15 protein-coding genes are annotated in these 18330 nt (G+C 38.8%); all 15 read right to left on the bottom strand.

All coding sequences use genetic code 11. The features are described 5' to 3' along the window. Positions 1–777: 777 nt before the first annotated feature. The gene (locus tag CCE92_RS08345) at positions 778–2058 is read right to left on the bottom strand and encodes a nucleotide sugar dehydrogenase (protein ID WP_088007064.1); all 1281 of its coding nucleotides are present in this window, start codon (positions 2056–2058) and stop codon (positions 778–780) included. Beyond that, positions 2058–3074, bottom strand: coding sequence for an NAD-dependent epimerase (locus CCE92_RS08340; protein ID WP_088007063.1), 1017 nt, complete (start codon positions 3072–3074; stop codon positions 2058–2060). Before CCE92_RS08340 ends, CCE92_RS08345 begins: the two co-directional genes overlap by 1 nt. A gap of 196 nt (positions 3075–3270) precedes the next feature. Further along, positions 3271–4800 (bottom strand): murein biosynthesis integral membrane protein MurJ, encoded by a 1530-nt coding sequence (gene murJ, locus CCE92_RS08335; protein ID WP_088007062.1) that lies wholly within the window; start codon positions 4798–4800, stop codon positions 3271–3273. 25 nt (positions 4801–4825) lie between these two features. After that, complete coding sequence (locus CCE92_RS08330; RefSeq protein ID WP_088007061.1) at positions 4826–6148, bottom strand: O-antigen polymerase; 1323 nt, start codon at positions 6146–6148, stop codon at positions 4826–4828. 45 nt (positions 6149–6193) lie between these two features. Next, positions 6194–6763 (bottom strand): acyltransferase, encoded by a 570-nt coding sequence (locus CCE92_RS08325; protein ID WP_241535928.1) that lies wholly within the window; start codon positions 6761–6763, stop codon positions 6194–6196. Positions 6764–7682: 919 nt separating this feature from the next. After that, on the bottom strand, positions 7683–8756 hold the full coding sequence (locus CCE92_RS08320) for a glycosyltransferase family 4 protein (RefSeq protein WP_088007060.1): 1074 nt from the start codon (positions 8754–8756) through the stop codon (positions 7683–7685). A gap of 2 nt (positions 8757–8758) precedes the next feature. Then, positions 8759–9880 (bottom strand): non-hydrolyzing UDP-N-acetylglucosamine 2-epimerase, encoded by a 1122-nt coding sequence (gene wecB, locus CCE92_RS08315; protein WP_088007059.1) that lies wholly within the window; start codon positions 9878–9880, stop codon positions 8759–8761. Positions 9881–9883: 3 nt separating this feature from the next. Next, positions 9884–10993 carry a capsular polysaccharide biosynthesis protein CapF gene (locus CCE92_RS08310; RefSeq protein WP_088007058.1) on the bottom strand — a complete coding sequence of 370 codons (1110 nt, stop codon included), beginning with the start codon at positions 10991–10993 and terminating at the stop codon, positions 9884–9886. Further along, on the bottom strand, positions 10990–12012 hold the full coding sequence (locus CCE92_RS08305) for a polysaccharide biosynthesis protein (protein WP_088007057.1): 1023 nt from the start codon (positions 12010–12012) through the stop codon (positions 10990–10992). Before CCE92_RS08305 ends, CCE92_RS08310 begins: the two co-directional genes overlap by 4 nt. Further along, complete coding sequence (locus CCE92_RS08300; protein WP_175578083.1) at positions 11999–13276, bottom strand: glycosyltransferase family 4 protein; 1278 nt, start codon at positions 13274–13276, stop codon at positions 11999–12001. The genes CCE92_RS08305 and CCE92_RS08300 overlap by 14 nt, the downstream gene beginning before the upstream one ends. Then, on the bottom strand, positions 13277–14146 hold the full coding sequence (locus tag CCE92_RS08295) for an NAD-dependent epimerase/dehydratase family protein (RefSeq protein ID WP_088007056.1): 870 nt from the start codon (positions 14144–14146) through the stop codon (positions 13277–13279). It abuts the gene before it with no gap. A 5-nt stretch (positions 14147–14151) separates the two neighbouring features. Continuing rightward, positions 14152–14748, bottom strand: a complete 597-nt coding sequence (locus CCE92_RS08290; protein ID WP_088007055.1) for a sugar transferase — start codon at positions 14746–14748, stop codon at positions 14152–14154. Beyond that, positions 14741–15586 carry a formyltransferase family protein gene (locus CCE92_RS08285; protein WP_088007148.1) on the bottom strand — a complete coding sequence of 282 codons (846 nt, stop codon included), beginning with the start codon at positions 15584–15586 and terminating at the stop codon, positions 14741–14743. The genes CCE92_RS08290 and CCE92_RS08285 overlap by 8 nt, the downstream gene beginning before the upstream one ends. A 10-nt stretch (positions 15587–15596) precedes the next feature. Beyond that, the gene (locus CCE92_RS08280) at positions 15597–16277 is read right to left on the bottom strand and encodes a PIG-L deacetylase family protein (protein ID WP_088007054.1); all 681 of its coding nucleotides are present in this window, start codon (positions 16275–16277) and stop codon (positions 15597–15599) included. A 133-nt stretch (positions 16278–16410) separates the two neighbouring features. Next, on the bottom strand, positions 16411–18288 hold the full coding sequence (locus CCE92_RS08275; protein WP_088007053.1) for a polysaccharide biosynthesis protein: 1878 nt from the start codon (positions 18286–18288) through the stop codon (positions 16411–16413). Positions 18289–18330 lie beyond the last annotated feature (42 nt).

The following is an 18330-nucleotide window of genomic DNA, read 5'->3' as shown; positions in this document are numbered from 1 at the left end:
CTTCCTTTACAAATTAAATTGAGAGCGTAAAATATCTCGCGTAAATGAATCAAGTAGAAAAAGAAGAGATCATTCAACAAAAATGGACTGCAATATGAAACCCTTTCTATTAATAGTTTACAATAGAAATCATGCAAGCTGTTAATGCTTCTACATGATGACAAATTATTCGAAGTATTACCTGTCCGAGAATTGATAGCTATAATGCTCACAGTGACCCTGAAGAAAGGAAAAAGACGTCTTCAGTATAGCCATGACCGTGACTGTACTGAAGACGTCCCTCTTAAATATATGCTCACCGCATCAGATTACAGGGAAGTTGAAAACAACTTGACCGGTGTTTTCAATTAAATGTGCAGAACGAGTGGTATGTCCCCGTTGCGAGAAAGAGGATTACAAAGTGAACGGCTCACGGAAACTCCAGATGGAGGACGGCGACGAGCGGTGCTGCGCCAATCGACAGTTCCTGTTCTGACAGTGCGTGAAGATTCATCACGAGCTTCCGGATAACGAGGTTTCCTACACAAACGGGATGAGACGAAGGTGATCTGCGATTGCAGCATAAGAACCGCTGGTTCTTAAAACGAATGAGTCGTCGCTCTTTCTCCGACGCAATCGATTGAGGGAACCGGTCGAATACTAACTTTCCGCCTGTGAACCCTCCTGGTTCAACTTGGTGCAACCACCACTCCCGCAATCGGCTTATTTGCTCCGTCGCCAACCACCATTTTAGGATACAACCCGTTCGATCTGCCTTTCCGGAAATGGTTTTGTATATTAGAGCCTCCAAACATCAACAGACATTGGAGCCTCTTTTTTGTCTAAGGAGCTCTTTATATCAACAACTATTCCCTTTTTGTCATTCAGCAGCCCCTTTACAAAATCCCACCCGCTCTCCAAGTATTCCCGATGCGGTACAGCCAGCACCACCGCGTCTGCTGGTTCTAATTCCGATGAATCAAGAAGAGTCACTCCATATTCCTTCATCGCTTCAGCAGGATCAGCTTCCGGATCCGTCACCTGCACATCCACGTCGTATTCCTTCAGTTCATTGATGACGTCAATCACCTTTGAATTGCGCAAATCCGGCACGTTCTCTTTGAACGTCAAGCCAAGCACTGTCACTTTCGCTCCCTGTACACCGACGCCTTGCTTGATAAGCTTTTTGACGAGTGTACGGGCTATGTATTTTCCTAGATCATCATTGATGCGACGGCCGGCCAGTATGACGTCCGGCTGATAACCGACAGCCTGTGCTTTATGTGTTAAATAGTATGGATCGACGCCGATACAGTGACCGCCGACGAGGCCGGGGGAGAATTTCAGGAAGTTCCACTTCGTACCCGCTGCTGCCAACACTTCTGCCGTATCGATATCGAGCCGGTCAAAGATGAGCGCGAGTTCGTTCATCAGCGCGATATTGACATCACGCTGCGTGTTTTCGATAACCTTTGCAGCTTCTGCAACTTTAATCGAACTCGCTTTATACACGCCCGCCTTCACAACGCTCGCGTACGTATCCGCTACGATATCCAGCACTTCCGGCGTCTGCCCGGATACGACTTTCGTAATCGTCGTAAACGTATGCTCTTTATCACCCGGATTAATCCGTTCAGGCGAGTAGCCGACGAAGAAATCTTCGCCACATGTCAGTCCGGACATTTTTTCCAGGATCGGCACACAAACTTCTTCCGTCGCTCCCGGGTAAACTGTGGATTCGAATACAACGATTGTCCCTTTGGATAAGTTCCTGCCGACCGTTTCTGATGCTTTAACTAGCGGTGTCAGATCTGGCTGGTTATGCTCATTAATCGGTGTCGGAACGGCTACGATAATAAAATCCGTTTGGGCTAAACGGGAGGCATCGGACGTGAATTCAATCGATGCTTCCTGAAGATCTTCATCCGTGATTTCGTTCGTATAGTCAGCGCCGGCCTTTAACGTCGAAATCCGGTGCTCGTTAATATCAAATCCAATAATGTTATGTTCTTTACCAAATGCAACGGCTACGGGTAATCCGACATATCCGAGCCCCACAACACCAATTTTTCTGTCCATTATAATTTCACTCCATAGTAGTCGACATACCAGTCGATGAATTTTCCGACGCCTTCTTTAATATCCGTTTTTGGCTGAAAATCAATATCCCGATACAGGTCTTCCACATCTGCATAAGTAGCGGGCACATCTCCAGCCTGCAGCGGCATATAATTTTTGATAGCTTTCTTGCCAACTTTTTCTTCAATTGCTTCAATAAAATCCATAAGATTCACTGGACTATTGTTTCCGATATTATAAATCTTATATGGCGCGTAACTCGTGCCTGGATCAGGGCTATCACCTGACCACTCGGGGCTCGGCTGCGCCGGCTTCGGGACGAGACGGGTGATCGATTCCACAATATCGTCAACAAATGTGAAATCACGCATCATCTCCCCGTTGTTGAAGACATTGATCGCTTTCCCTTCGATGATGTTCTTCGTAAACATGAACAGCGCCATATCCGGTCTGCCCCACGGCCCATAAACTGTGAAGAAACGAAGTCCGGTTGTCGGGATATTATAGAGCTGACTATATGTATGAGCCATTAATTCATTGGCTTTTTTCGTGGCAGCGTACAAGCTCATCGGGTGATCGACGTTGTCATGTACCGAGAATGGAAGGCTTGTATTAGCGCCATAAACGGAACTGGACGAAGCATAAATCAAGTGTTCAATGTTATGATGGCGTGAGCCTTCCAGAATATTTGTGAATCCGAGTATGTTGGCATTAATGTACGCATGAGGGTTTTCAAGACTGTACCGGACGCCGGCCTGTGCCGCCAGATTGATCACGACTTCCGGATTATACGTGGAGAAAAGCTCTTCCATCGCTTTTTTATCTTCAAGCGCCACTTTTTTAAATTCGAAATTCTCGTGGTTCTGGATCAGCTTGAGGCGTGCTTCTTTCAAACTCACTTCATAATAATCATTTAAATTATCGATTCCTATAACTCGATATCCTTCTTTCAAAAGCCGTTGGGAAAGATGGGATCCGATAAACCCTGCAACGCCTGTGACTAATATTCGTTTCATAATATCCATCCCTCCATTTGATGTTAAGCTATTAGTACTTTCAATTATTTTTATATTGAAGTAATTTAAAATACAAGCAGTATACTAACTTACCGAACTTGTTAACAGAAATAGTTAGCATTGTTGACTCTTCATCACAAAATTTTCAGAGTATGATTTAACGACTCTTTCTTTGAGATATAGCTTAAGAAGAAAACTAGATGGTTTTTGGCCAGAATCTAGCGGTTATTATGTTGACTATGACATGAAACTCTTTTATTCGAAATAAAAATATCGTTACTAGATAAATAAGTATTCCTACAAATAAAGCAAGAGTTAGAGAAACGGCCAAATTAAAATCTAGTTTAACAATTAAAGATTCGAAAAGTAATCTACTAATTCCAACTGCAAAACATGAAGATATGATAACCTTCAAAGAGGTCCACAAGATATCCTTAATCATAAAAGAACCTATTTTCTTCCTTAATGAAATAAACATTAACGAAGTTGTGACAATTCCAGAAATAGAAGTTGCTAAAGCTAGTCCGCCTATACCCAAAAATTTTGAAAGAATAATATTTAAGATGACATTAAGAATTATTCCAATAGACGCATTAATCATTGGACTTTTAGTGTCTTGAAAGGAGTAGAAAACTCTGGATAAAAGCTCCCGCAACCCAAAGCTTGCAATTCCAATGGCATAGAAAAATAGGGCTGTTTCGGTTAATTCAATAGCCTTTATATCAAAAGCTCCTCTTCCAAAAAGGATAGTAATAATTTCTTCTGAAAAAACCATAGTAGCAACTGAAATGGGAAGTATCAAAATACACATGATAACTATGTATTCTTTGAGCGAATCTTTCAAATCATTAATTCTACCTTCAGATACCATTCTTGAAATGCTGGGATATAAAACAGTTACTAAAGACATAACGAATATTCCTTGAATAAACAAATTTAATTTATTTGCATATGTTAAAGCAGAAATACCTCCTACAACTATTTGGGAAGCAAGAGTGCGGTCCACCAACATATTAATTTGATTGAGAGATGTACCTAAAATAACGGGGATAGATAGATAGACGACTTTACTCAAGTATTTATCTCTTAAATTTAATACAAACTTATATTTAAATTTGTTTTTCTTTATAGTTGGGTACAAAAATAGCAGCTGAGAGCCAATTGCAATTACTGATCCTATTGGTAAAAGCAGAAGGTTGACAGTGGAACTAAGATATATCGCTACAATAGAAATGAGATTAAGCGGTATCCCTACTAATACGCTCGAATAAAATTTGTTTTTTGCTTGTAAAAAAGCATTAAAAACGTAAACTGGAGTAAAAAGAAATATCGAAACTATACAGATTTTAGTAAATAAAACAGCAATACTAAGCGTTTCTTCCTCAAATCCAAAAGCAAAAAGCAAAACGATAGGTTCAGCAAAAATCAGAACAGAAATCGTAATAAACAAGGATAACAACATGAGGATGTTAATTAAATTACTTGTATACTGATTTGCTTCATTGTTGCTTTTTTCTTTCAAGATTTGTATATAAACGGGGACATAACTGGTAGTAATTGCTATTCCTATAAAAGAGAATATTGTCACTGGAATGGTCATAGCAATAAGATAAGCATCACTCACACTAGAAGTGCCATAAAAATAAGACAGAACAATATCTCTAGAAAATCCAAAAATTTTCGATGTCACTGTTAAAGCCATTAACAGAAAAGCTATTTTTTTCAAAGATATCCCTCGTTTTCCCCCAGCGTCATACCTTATTTTTGTTTGTTTTTTTAAAAAATATTTGATCAATAGTAAAGAGTATAAAACAAATTATGATTATTCTAACTAAGTAAATAAAAATTGTTTCTAAACTTCCTCGAATAGAGTACATAATAATTGGAACCATAACAGTATAAATACATAACATTGTAGTGTTATTATAAGTGGCCCTAAACATTATAAGTAATAGTATGGCAATAAATAAGAACCATATAACTACTCCACTTATCCCCGCGAAAATATAACCCTCTACTATCAACGAAAATCCCGCTCCCGCACCCTCAGGTAAATTGCTATAATACCGCTCAGTGAACCAAGAAACTCCATGGAAATTTAAGATAGAGGGGAATAAAGGAATATCAATAAAAGAATTAACAAAAATACTAAAAGGAATAATCAAACCCAAAGGAACAAAAGTAGAATCTTGTACAACTAGACCAATATTTTTTGAAGCACTAATAAGTTCAGAAGAAAATATTCGATAAAAGAAGTTATCGAAATTTAAAAAATCCCCACCACCTGTATTTCTCACACCAAGATTAAGCAAAAGAGGTAAAGATATAACACCGACTGCAAGAGTTGGGATAAAAAACATTACTTTAATATGTTTAAAATACTTTGCACTTAACAAGAAAAACATTGTTATAGCTGGAAAAATTATTACATCTCTTTCTCCAGTATTATAATAAACAAAAAAATTCAGCACCATAATTAAAGAAAATTTAACAAGAAATTTCTTATTGAGTTTAAGGCGGTAACTAAAGTAGAAACCAATCAAAAAGTAATAAAAAATATTCAGATTAGTATAAATACTGTAAATTATTCCTGTGTTCATTAATTCTAATTTTGAGTCAATATTAAATATATTTAGATAAAACAAAAATAGAATATTTAAGATAACTACTATAGTGAAAGAAACATCTATGGTAGCCTTTGAAATTACTATTCGAGAAAAGACATTCTCTAACGGTTTATTCTTAAATAGAAAACTACATATATAGAAGGCTATAAAAAAAGACAACATAGCAATCATAGATAAATCAATATCAGTTAAGCTACTATCTCTTGAAATACCATAAAATATTATCCTTACCATGCTGTTTGGAATTCCGTACAGAAACATAATTGTAGTAAACCAAAAAATAGGGTTCAAAATTTCTAAACGAGAAATGTAAAGAATGAGAATAGTCATAATTGTAAATACGACTAACTTTGCCACTAAACTGGCACTAGTTACTCCAATGGCACCTAAAAATAAAGTAGCAATTATTGTTAGTAATCCCTCTATTGCAAATTTTTTTCTTTCCAACTAATATACTCCTTAATATATCTAATAAATGATTCATTGAGGTATTTAATTTATCGCCATTAATTTCTCATGTTCACTAATTTCTTCTTCGCTAAATCGTTCTTTAATTTTTCTGGCAGGCACCCCAGCGTATATAGAGTAAGGTTCAACATTTTTGGTAACTATACTACCAGCCGCAATGACGCTTCCTCTACCAATCGTAACTCCTTTTAAAATAATCACATTAGCTCCAACCCAAACGTCCTCTTCGATTACTACGTCTAAGTCATTTTCTGGTAATTTATCCTTTATATCTATCATATATTCTCCAATGACATCCATTCTATGACTGCCGGTAATTATAAAGACATGAGGCCCGAACATAACTTTATCTTTAATTATTATTTTTGCCAATCCACAAATAAAATTTGCATCAGAACCTATAGAAATATTATTGCCTAAATGGATATTATTGTAAATGAAAGTGCTTCTTCTTCCGATATACACATTTTTTCCACATTCAGCAAACATTGATTTCTTCATAGGCATCATAATATATTTATAAAAAGCTTTATAAAATACAATTACTAGAATAGAAAAAGTCCTTAATATGTTTCGCATAGTGTTATTAATCATTCCCTACTTTACTTTAAAATTTCCTTAATTTTTTTACAAGATGCATTTAGTTAGACAGAAAAAATAAGAGAGCAAAATAGCACCCAATATGCGAGAAGAATCTATCATGTTTAAAAAGAGATGAATCTTTTCAACCAAATTTAATAAATTTGAGATCGCATTGCATGCGGGCGGAAGAAAACGGCATGGTTGTCCGCGAATATAACGTAACAGCTTCTGTTCTTGATTACTAAATTGTCCAGTCCAACCAATCTCGGCTCCTTCGTGGAGAAAGATAACCTAAGACCATTAGAAAACGAGTTGATCGCTTACACAAAATGATGCAAGTAGTTAGAAATGAAAGGAAATAACTTTAATTAAGCAGCGCTAATCACAAGATAAAACTAGAAGCAACTCAATAAAACCGTCACCTTTATTCGGTATCAGCAACGTGCAGTGCCCTACAAATTACCTTCTGCATCTTTTACTATTAGATTTTACTGATCCATTTGTACTGCCGAAAAATCGTGGAAGACAGCGTGGAAGACCATAAAGACAAAGCCTTAGTTCGATGTTCTCTCACCTCAGTCAAAAGGGAACCGGACCCGTAAGCATTTTCAATACAAAATGGGAATTCAAGTTTAAAAACGCTGTCATTGATTGCCTTTTTAGAGACCTACAGTGTTGAACGGTTACTAAACCATGAGGGCAATCCTTACGGCAACACAGCGACTGAAATCACATTCAAGATTCTGAAAACCGAACTCATCAATGAGATGCGTTTTAACACCTTTAGTCACCTAACACGAGATTTTAGGGTTACTTGAATTTTTACAATAATATTTGCTCACACAGTAACTTGGATTATTTTGGTCCAGTCAACTAATCAATATTTGTCCTAAAAAATTTTTTATTTAGTGTTGACATACCATTTTTGTAATCACTTCAAAGCAGACAAATATATTGACAAGAGCTTACCCATTATGTCATCAATTTGGTAATGTTCTTTTACTTTATTTAAGTTCCAAATTGAAATCTTTTGACGAAGCTCTCGGTTTTTCAATTTATTGATGGCCTCTACTATATCAGAAATGTTTCCCTCCCTGACAATTATTCCTCCTTTTTCTTCAATCATATCTTTATTAGCTCCAACTCCAGTAGTTATTACAGGCAAGCCCATTGCCATAGCTTCTAGTAATGCATTTGAGAAACCCTCTGTATAAGTAGGGAAGAGAAAGGCATCAGCCTCCTCTAAAAGAGATTTTAGTTCTGACTCTAATAGTTCACCCGCAAAACGTACATTTTCAGTAACCTTTAATTCTTTTATACTTGAAGCTATTGGACCAGCTAAAATAAAACTAATATCCGGAAATTCTCTTGCTGTCAAAAGTATTTCTTTAACTCCTTTTGTTTCTTGTACATGTCCAGCGAAAATTATCCTTTTTAAATCTGTATTTACATTTTTTTCGGCATTTCTAATGGCTGCCTTGTCAATGAAATTGGGAATTATTTTACTATCACGTCCAGTTGCTCTTCTTATATATTCCTTTGAAGGAGTATTTAACACTACATTTTCTGTAGCAAGTCTAGCTAGTTTCCGAAAAATTATTTTTTGAAAAGTCATACCTATTAATTGATCTTCAATATTGCACCTATAGTGGACAATGAATGGAACCTTAAAATTCTTCATTAACTTTGCACAGAGATAATCTCTGATGATACCATACTTTCCACAAGGGGTATTTATGTGCCCAACGAATTCCTTTCCATTTCCTAGATAGCTCTTTAAGGCTCTAAGAATAATTGTGGTTCTTTTAATTTCTTCAAAAACACTCCTGCTTTTATTTAATTGAGAGGCTCTGTTTCCTATAATAGCTGTATTAACAATTTCAACATCTATATTATTTTGGAGGCTCCAGCCAATATACTTTCTAGTCCAAGTCGCAATACCTCCAGAAGGTGGTGGTAATGGAGACAATAAAAGCACGGAGAACGCTTTTACCCTTTCGTCCATATTTAAGGCAACCTCCAAACTACTCGATTGATATAATCTGTATAAGATAGAATTATATTGAGCACTTTATTAGATACGTTATTCTTTTTGTAATCCGACACAATATTTAAAGTACCTTGTCTTTCTAAAACTTCAAGCCCTTGCAAAATCCTATCCTTCCTCAAACCAACCATCATAACCGCGGCTTCTTCCATCGCTTCTGGCCTTTCATGAGCTTCACGAATATTAAGCGCTTTAAAACCCAGAATTGAGGATTCTTCACTTATCGTGCCGCTATCACTGAGTACCGCCTTAGCTTTGATTTGAAGTTTTACATAATCATTAAATCCTAAAGGATTCATTGTTTGTACTAATGGATTGAACTCTATCCCTTTAGTTTCTATCATTTTTCTCGTTCTTGGATGAGTACTCATGATAATTGGCATGCCATATTTTTCAGCAATTGCATTTAAACTATCAACTAAGTTTAAGAAATTTCTTTCAGAGTTAATATTCTCATCTCTGTGTGCTGAAACTACAAAGTACTTTTTTTCTTCAAGATTTAACTTTTCCAACACGCCTGATTTCTCAATATCTTCTTTTCTTGAATTAAGCACTTCAAACATCGGGCTTCCAGTCTTAATAATCCGATCTGCTGGCAATCCTTCTCTCAATAAGTACTCTCTCGCAATATCACTGTAAGTTAAATTAATATCTGCTGTATGATCAACAATTTTCCGATTAGTTTCTTCCGGAACTCTTTGATCGAAGCATCTATTCCCTGCTTCCATGTGGAATATCGGAATTTGTCTTCTTTTAGCAGCAATGGCACATAAACAGCTATTCGTGTCCCCCAGTACTAAAAAGGCATCCGGTTTTACTTCTTCCAAAATAGGATCAATTTTAATAAGGATATTTCCCACTGTCTCTACTGCTGTTCCAGTTGCTGCGTTCAGGAAGTAATTTGGTTTCTTTAAATTGAAATCCTTAAAAAACACTTCATTTAACTCATAATCATAATTTTGTCCGGTATGAACAAGCGTATGTTCTATGGCATTTGATTCTTCTAATTTATTAATTACTGCCGACAGCCTGATAATCTCCGGTCGCGTCCCAACAACTGTCATAACCTTAAGCTTTTTCACAGACTATACCTCCAAGTAATATGTATCAGACTTTTCCGGATTGAAAAGCTCATTCGCCCACATGATGGTGACCATATCGGTATCGCCAAGATTCTCGATATTGTGTGTGTAACCTATTGGTATATCCACCACTTCCAATTTATCTCCGCTCACGAAATACTCGATGACTTCATCTGAGTCGATCTTTCTGAAACGAATAACGCCTTTTCCACTGACAACCAAGAACTTCTCATTCTTCGTATGGTGCCAATGATTCCCCTTAGTAACACCTGGCTTAGATACATTAATTGAAACTTGCCCTCTGTCTGGCGTCTTTATGAATTCAGTGAAAGATCCTCTTGGATCTACATTCATTTTAAGGTCATACCTGAAGCTATCTTCAGGTAAGTAACTCAAATAAGTGCTGTAAAGCTTTTTGGTAAAGGCATCGGACATATCAGGGATGGACCGTTCTTCACGGCTGTTTTTAAATGAATAAATCAAATCCACGATTTCCCCTAACGAGATATAGTGCTTAACAGGAATTCCACAATATCCCCTCACAAAATGTTCTTTGCCTTTTAACGCATTAATCAGTTCTTTTACTACATCATCTATATAGACCAACTTCATCTGAGCTGTCGAGTCATTCACAGTAATCGGCAATCCTCGAGAAACGTTATAACAGAATGTTGCAATCGCGCTATTGTAATTCGGCTTGCTCCATTTTCCAAAGACATTCGGCAGCCGATAGACTAGAACTTTTGCTCCTGTTTCTCTGCCATATTCAAAAAGCAGCTCTTCTCCAGCTTTTTTGCTGTGACCATAAGGATTATCAAGTTCTGCTTGGACTGATGAAGAGATCAGGACTGGACAAGTGTTACTATACTTCTTCAGTGTTTGAAGAAGCTTGGATGTAAATCCATAGTTACCTTCCATAAATTCCGAATCATCCTGTGGGCGATTTACACCGGCTAGATGAAACACAAAATCAGCATCTCTACAGTATTCCTCCAATTTAGATGACTCTGTTTCCCGATTGCACTCGAAAATGGACGTATAATCACGATTCTTTAATTCAGCTATAAGATTTTTTGCAATAAACCCTTTCGCACCCGTTACTAATATATTCATACATAAACCCAGCTTTCCAATTCTTTTTTGACATAATCAAGTGATAAGAGTCTTTCTTTTATCTGTTCAATATTAAGCCGTTCAGTATTATGTGAATTGTACTCGTCTTCAGTAGAGAGTTTTCGATCTCCCTCAGAAAAGTATTTGTCGTAATTCAAATCACGTTTGTCAGCAGGCACTCTATAGAAACCCACTAAATCTTGCGCTACTGCATGTTCTTCTCGCGTCAAGAGTGTTTCATAAACCTTTTCGCCGTGCCGGGTTCCAATCGTTTTAATTTCATTGTCCGCATTAAATAGTTCCTTGACTGCTTGTGCTAAATCACCGATAGTTGAAGCTGGTGATTTCTGAACCATAATATCCCCTGCTTCAGCATGCTGAAAAGCAAATACGACGAGTTCCACAGCCTCTTCCAGACTCATTAAAAACCTTGTCATATTCGGATCTGTAACCGTCAAGGGCTGGCCACTTTTAATCTGTTCAATAAATAACGGAATTACGGAACCCCTGGATGCCATCACATTTCCATAGCGTGTTCCGCAAATAAGCGTTCTGCTAGGATCTACTGTTTGTGACTTAGCGACAAATACTTTTTCCATCATTGCTTTTGAAATTCCCATTGCGTTAATTGGATACGCTGCTTTGTCCGTGGAGAGGCAGATAACTTTTTCAACGCCGCTTTCTACAGCACCTGTCAGTACATTATCCGTACCAATTATATTCGTTCTTACTGCTTCCATGGGAAAGAATTCAGCAGAAGGAACTTGCTTTAATGCTGCTGCGTGGAATATATAATCCACTCCGTACATGGCATTCTTTACGCTGGCTAGGTCTCTTACATCGCCTATATAAAATTTGAGTTTTTCACTTTTATATACTTTCCGCATATCATCTTGCTTTTTTTCGTCTCTGGAAAAAATTCGTATTTCTTTTATGTCGGTATCTAAAAACCTTTCCATAACGGCATTGCCGAAGGATCCTGTTCCACCTGTTATAAGCAAAGTTTTATCTTTGAACATAGTCGGTTCTCCACATCTTTTCTGAGTTAGGATTTTTGCCAGTTATCATTTCATGATATTTACCAACACTAATATCTTTAGTGTACTTTGCTTCGTAAAGCTTCCGGGCATTTACAGAAGCCGTTTTCTGCAGCAATGGATCAGTGTAGTACTTATTGATGGCTTTTTCAAAACCAGTAATATCCCCTTGGATCACATTTACTCCACAATCAAACTGTTCTAAATCCCTAGCAATATCAGTGCGGGAACTCATAATGGAAAGAACAGGTTTTCCAGCAGCCAAATAGCCATAAGTTTTACTTGGTACGCCCAAACCTTCAATCCCTTTTTCAAGGCTTACAAGACATAAATCACTAACTGTTAATGCGTCAATGTAGTCTTGTCCCGTCAAAAACCCGAAAACTTTTGAATTCGAGATCGCATTTTTTGTCAAAAATTCTTTGACATCATTCATTTTATTTCCATGGCCCGAGAAGATAAAGAAAACATCTTGGTGATTTTTAAAGTTCAATATTCCTTTTAATATGGTCTCCATATCTTGAAAAGATCCCATATTGCCGGAGTAAAGAACTATAAAACTGTATTCTTTTTTTATTTCCTTAAATTCTTCGTTCATCACTTTCTTATTTTGAACTGCCGATTCATTTGAGAACCAGTTAGGAATTACTCGTAAATTATTTTTATTCGGAGCTATCTCATTCTCAATTACGTATTCTTTCATCTCGTTTCCTAATAAGATGACATCTGAAGCATTGCCGTATACACGTTTATTAATAAAATCCATTAACTTATGAATGATTCCATTTTCTTTAATTCCATTCAATTTCAATCCGTTGTCTGGCCAGATATCAAAAGCGACAAATATAAATCGGGTACCGAAAAGCTTGTTGAAAGCATAGGGAATTAAAGGGAGAATCGGTGGGTTGGAATAAACGATTAAACTACTAAATTTTTTTAGATAAAAAAACTTAGTAGTTACTGAAAAGAAAAACGAAAAAAAGTTAAGCATTCGACCTACTTTGGATTTATTATTAAACGTTGTATATTTTACTCTATTTACAATAACTCCATCAATATTCTCTTTCTTTCGCACTTTTTGTTTGCTTTCACTTTGATATTCATTGGGGTATCCACAAATCACTTCGACAGAGAGGCCTCGCTCCTTAAGCCCTATGGCTAATTCTGTAGGTAAAGTTGCTGAAGAAACATGCTCCGGATAGAAATATTGACATAGAATTCCAACATCAGTTTTAATGATTTTCACCTACTTTTTTCCTTCTGATCGAGAAATACTCTCTTCAAAGCTAATATTGCTAAAAGTGAATCCTTCAATCTGTGTATCTTCCAACTTGTAATATACAGTACCGAAAAGTTTTCGGGTAGTGCCGGAAAAATTTCCGGTCGACTTAATGACCCACGCGAGGGCCTGCGATGCAAACAGCATTTTGTTTTTGTTCTTACTCACTTCTCTTACCAATTCAAAAGTGCTGATTGTATCTTGATTACTAATCAGGTAAAGTCCACTACACTGATTGCTAATTAGGTGTTCAACAATATCAGAGAGATGATCAATGAAAATCATCGTTCTCTTATTATCGATTTTTGGGAACACTGGTGTTAAAGCCGCAAGCTTACTCAGGGAACCATAATTCCCGGGACACTTATAACCGTATATTAATGGGATTCTTAGTATGGCCACTTGAAACTTTTCGCTTCTTAAAGGTTCTAATAACTTTTCGGCAGCCAGTTTACTTTTCCCGTTGAAAGTTTTTGGATTTTCTGGAGTTTCTTTCGAAATGACTACTTCTTCTTTTAAATCACCCAGTAATCCATACACTGCAATAGAGCTTAAAAAAATAAATGATTTGACTCCCTCGTTTTTTGCTTTCTTAGCAACTTGAAAAGCTAAATCAGTATTCACTCGATAATACTCAGATTCCATAGAAGGTTTTTCTTTCAAATGAACGATAGCCGCTACATGGTACACTGCATCATATTTAGAGAAGTCATGTTTCTTCCATTCCTCGTTCCGTACAGAAATTGCATCAATGCCCCACGAACTATTTTTTTCCTTCATTCTGCGAATGAATTCTTTTCCCGCATAACTATTTTTACCAGTGATCAGTATATTCATATTTTTCATCCTTGGGTTTGCTTTATATACTTTTGTTCGCCGAACAGAATAACACCAAAGGTTTTCAAAATTATTTTAGTATCCAGCAGTAAACTGAAGTTCTCCACGTATTCGATGTCTTTCTTGTTTCTCTGTTCCACAGTTAAAAAAATGTTTCCGCTAACTTGCGCGAGACCGGTTAAACCCGGAAGCATATCAAACCGCTTTTTCTCTTCTTCAGTATAGTCATTTAAATACTCTATACGTTGCGGTCTGGGACCAACTAAGCTCATTTGTCCTTTTAAGACATTAATGAGCTGAGGTAATTCATCAATCTTGAATCTTCTCAAATAACGTCCAATGAAAGTAATTCGATCATCTTCAAGCATTACTTCTTGGCCCTTTGTCATTTTCTCGGAACCAATCCTCATCGTACGAAATTTATATACTTCAAAGATAGCTCCATGCAAGCCTGGTCGTTTTTGTTTAAACAGTACAGGTCCTTCAGAAGTTACTTTTATCCAAAACATAATCACTGTCAGTACGGGAGAGAGTAGTGCTAGAACACTGAGTGCTGCAACAGAATCAATAACTCTTTTTACGATAAGCTGAAATTTACGCATTTATCGGTTCCTCAATATCATAAATTTCCGGTACTAGATAACCATCTCGTAGCGGGAAAATGAAGCTCTCATTTTTAATTTCTTTAATAAACTTAGCTCTCCAGATTCTATAAATCTGATTATTTTTTTCAAGGAAGCTCCCGGGATACGGATGAGTTACTGCCCGCACCAGTGCTTCTGCTTCGCTAATCGTCATTTCGGAAGTAAGTTCGCCATCCTGCGGCTTCCGTCCTTCCCAGTATGTTGCCTTCGATTCGTCCTGTGCCTTTAGCAATAAGTCTTCATTTTTCAGTGAATTCCACACTTTATCCATGAGTTCGATGTGAGCATCATTAACTTTTGTATAGAGGGTAGTTGCTGTTTCATCTTGTAAAATCGGAATTTCCACTTGATCGATAATTGGTCCTGTATCAACACCCTCATCAATTTTGAAGGCAGTGACTCCTGTTTTATCAAGTCCCTTAAGGATTGCCCAGGGGACAGCTGCCCTGCCTCTGCCTTGAGGCAGTAAAGTCGGATGCATCCCAATACAGCCTTCTTTTGGAGTATCAATCAATTCTTTTTTTGCAATTTGCGACCAGCCTATGATGAACAACCAATCAATTTCCCTTGCCTTCAGTTCTGTAATCACTTCTGGGTCGTTGATGTTATTGATTTTGAGTAATGGTATATTTTTTTGAACAGCGAAATCATCTAGATAAACTCGTCCGGATTTATTTGAAGCTTTTTCATCCACCAGTGTAATTAAAAGATCTAGTGATCCGTTTATTTTATAAATCTCTTCGATACAACTGAATCCTAATTCAACACAAGTAGCAAAAGCAGCTTTCAAAGCCATCTCTCCATTCTCAGTATTCTCGTCGAAACACGCTTTCATAGGATTCCGCGAACATAAGGCCAGATTGGCTGCCCCTGTATGTGGCTAAACTTCTTAAGCTTTCTTCGCTGCGCGGATGAGGATAATCTCTCATCACTCCTCTGTACTGTGATAGAGCTTTTATTTTACTATCAATACCTTGTTGATTTATCTCAAAAAATACGTTAGGACTGAACGTGCTAAGTGAAGTGTTTAAAGCCCATTCTGTTGAAGAAGGAATTTCCATGAAAAGCAGCTCTTTTAATTGAACAACGTCACTTCTTCTCTGGAACAACCGAGAGGCTGCTTGGCAAGCAATCGAAACGTGATAATGATCGTTGTTTAAGTCTGCTGGGTGGTGTGTAATCAGAACTGATGTTTTAGTTTCAATCATTACTTTTTCGATAAATTGAACAATCTCTAATTGCTTTACAGTATTTAAGGCGATATTGGGAAAATCACCTAAGAAAACTTGATTAATTCCTAAAATTTTATTCGCTTCCTTAATGTCCTCATTAAGCTCTTCTATATTCGGCCGGTAATTCCGCACTTCAACTTCTGAACACAGAATGCAAACATTAACGATTTCGCCTTTATCAGTTAACGACTTAATTGTTCCCCCTGCACCTAGCACTTCGTCATCCGGATGTGCGACTACTACTAAGTAAGACAATGCATTCAACCTTCTCTCTCTTTTTTTATTTCTTATAAAAATACAAGTGAGAATTCCATATAAGATTCTTTTATAGCACTTTTTAAACAAGGATTGAGAAAACACACAACCATTTCAGGACTGTGTGTACCATTTACTTCGCCGTTTTGACCAAATCTCGTTTCTGCTGAATAGAATCCAAGATGGAAGAAACAGCTACCACTTCTGTATCCACATTCTTCCGATTCGCCAATCCAACCAACAGTTCTTTTAATTCAACATCATTCAGCTGCGGTATCTTCTCCAGCACGTAAAATAGTTCATGCTGACTGATCGGATTCGCTTTCCCGATATAGATCTTCGGGAACACTTTCTCTTTCTGGATCTCGTTTTCGTTCAGCAATTCCTCGTACATCTTCTCGCCTGTCCGGATGCCAGTGAATTTGATTGGAATCTCGTCTTCTGAGAAGCCGCTCAAACGGATCAGGTTTTTGGCCAAATCTACGATTTTGACGGGTTCCCCCATATCGAGGACGAACACTTCCCCGCCTGCTGCAAGTGTGCCTGCCTGGATGACGAGGCGCGACGCTTCCGGGATGGTCATGAAGTAGCGGGTCATTTCGGGATCCGTCACCGTCACCGGGCCGCCTGCCGCAATCTGTTTCGTGAACAGCGGCACGACGCTGCCTCTTGAGCCGAGAACGTTGCCGAACCGGACGGCGGCGAACTTCGTGTCGCTTTCCTTCGCCAAGTTCTGGACGATCATTTCCGCAATCCGCTTGGAAGCCCCCATGACGTTCGGCGGGTTGACGGCTTTGTCGGTCGATACCATGACGAAGTTCGAGACGCCGGCGAGATGTGCGGCATTCGCGACGTTGCGTGTGCCGTAAATGTTGTTTTTCACCGCTTCGATCGGGTTGTACTCCATGAGCGGCACGTGCTTGTGGGCCGCCGCATGGTAGACGACGTCCGGCCGGTGCTGCCGCATGATGGCTTCGATGCGCTCCTTGTCCTGGATATCGGCGATAATCGGCATCAGTTCGGTATCCTTGCCGATTTTCTTCCTGAGTTCCATGTCGATCGTGTAGATGGAATTCTCGCCATGACCGAGAAGGATCAGTTTTTTCGGACCGAAGCGTGCAACTTGGCGCGTGATTTCAGAACCGATGGAGCCGCCCGCACCAGTGACGAGGATGGTCTTGCCGGACAGCTGCCCCGCGATTTTATTCATATCGAGTTCGACTTCATCCCGCCCGAGCAAATCTTCGATCTTGACGTCCTGCATGTCACTGACGGACACTTTGCCGGTCATGATGTCTTCGATGAGCGGAATCGTCTGTGTGCGGACGCCGGTGTCGACGCTCCGCTTGATCAGTTCGGACATTTCAAGTTTCCCCATGGACGGGATGGCGATGATGATGTGCTCGATTCCGTTGTCTTCGACGGTCTCCGCGATGACGTCCGTGCCGGCGACGACCCGGACACCGAACAGATCAAGGCCGTGCTTCCGGGAGTCATCATCGAGGAACGCGACCGGCTTCAGACCCGACGACGGGTTTTGGAGCAGCTGGCGGACGACCATCGTGCCGGCTTTTCCTGCGCCGATGATGAGCGTGCGTTTCGTTTCGTACTTCACTTTATGTATGAGGGAATCCCGCATCACCCGCCAGGTGAGACGGGAACCGCCGATCAGGATCATATGGAGCATCCATGTGATGGCGAGCGCGCGGAGGAGGATGTCCCCGACGGCGAAATGCTGGACCGCTGCGACGACCAGGATGGACAGCGTGACGGTTTTCAGGATGAGCGTGAGCTCGTTGATCGACGCGTATTCCCATACTTTCCGATACAGGCCGTAATACGTCGCGAACGCGTGGTGAGCGACGAAAATCGCCGCCGCGCTCACGAGCAGGATGGTGCTGTCGAGCGGATTCGTCCACGGATGGAGGAGAAAGAAGCCGATGAAGAGGGAAAAGAACACAATGAAGGAGTCCACTCCAATCAGTAAGGACAAGCGATTTCTTAAGGACAATGGCTTCAGCCTTCTTTCACTCAAAGTAATAAGTACTCTTAC

The sequence above is a fragment of the Indiicoccus explosivorum genome (assembly GCF_002167005.1).
Classification (GTDB): Bacteria; Bacillota; Bacilli; order Bacillales_A; family Planococcaceae; genus Indiicoccus; species Indiicoccus explosivorum.
The sequence above is the reverse complement of the archived record's forward strand: the minus strand, read 5'-3'. Positions and strand labels throughout refer to the sequence as shown.

Coding starts and splice junctions, on each gene's coding strand:
- CCE92_RS08295 (WP_088007056.1), bottom strand. CDS start 14,146: ATGAATATACTGATCACTGGTAAAAATAGTTATGCGGGAAAAGAATTC.
- CCE92_RS08340 (WP_088007063.1), bottom strand. CDS start 3,074: ATGAAACGAATATTAGTCACAGGCGTTGCAGGGTTTATCGGATCCCAT.
- CCE92_RS08285 (WP_088007148.1), bottom strand. CDS start 15,586: ATGGCTTTGAAAGCTGCTTTTGCTACTTGTGTTGAATTAGGATTCAGT.
- CCE92_RS08305 (WP_088007057.1), bottom strand. CDS start 12,012: ATGTTCAAAGATAAAACTTTGCTTATAACAGGTGGAACAGGATCCTTC.
- CCE92_RS08345 (WP_088007064.1), bottom strand. CDS start 2,058: ATGGACAGAAAAATTGGTGTTGTGGGGCTCGGATATGTCGGATTACCC.
- CCE92_RS08320 (WP_088007060.1), bottom strand. CDS start 8,756: ATGGACGAAAGGGTAAAAGCGTTCTCCGTGCTTTTATTGTCTCCATTA.
- CCE92_RS08325 (WP_241535928.1), bottom strand. CDS start 6,763: ATGATTAATAACACTATGCGAAACATATTAAGGACTTTTTCTATTCTA.
- CCE92_RS08310 (WP_088007058.1), bottom strand. CDS start 10,993: ATGAATATATTAGTAACGGGTGCGAAAGGGTTTATTGCAAAAAATCTT.
- CCE92_RS08290 (WP_088007055.1), bottom strand. CDS start 14,748: ATGCGTAAATTTCAGCTTATCGTAAAAAGAGTTATTGATTCTGTTGCA.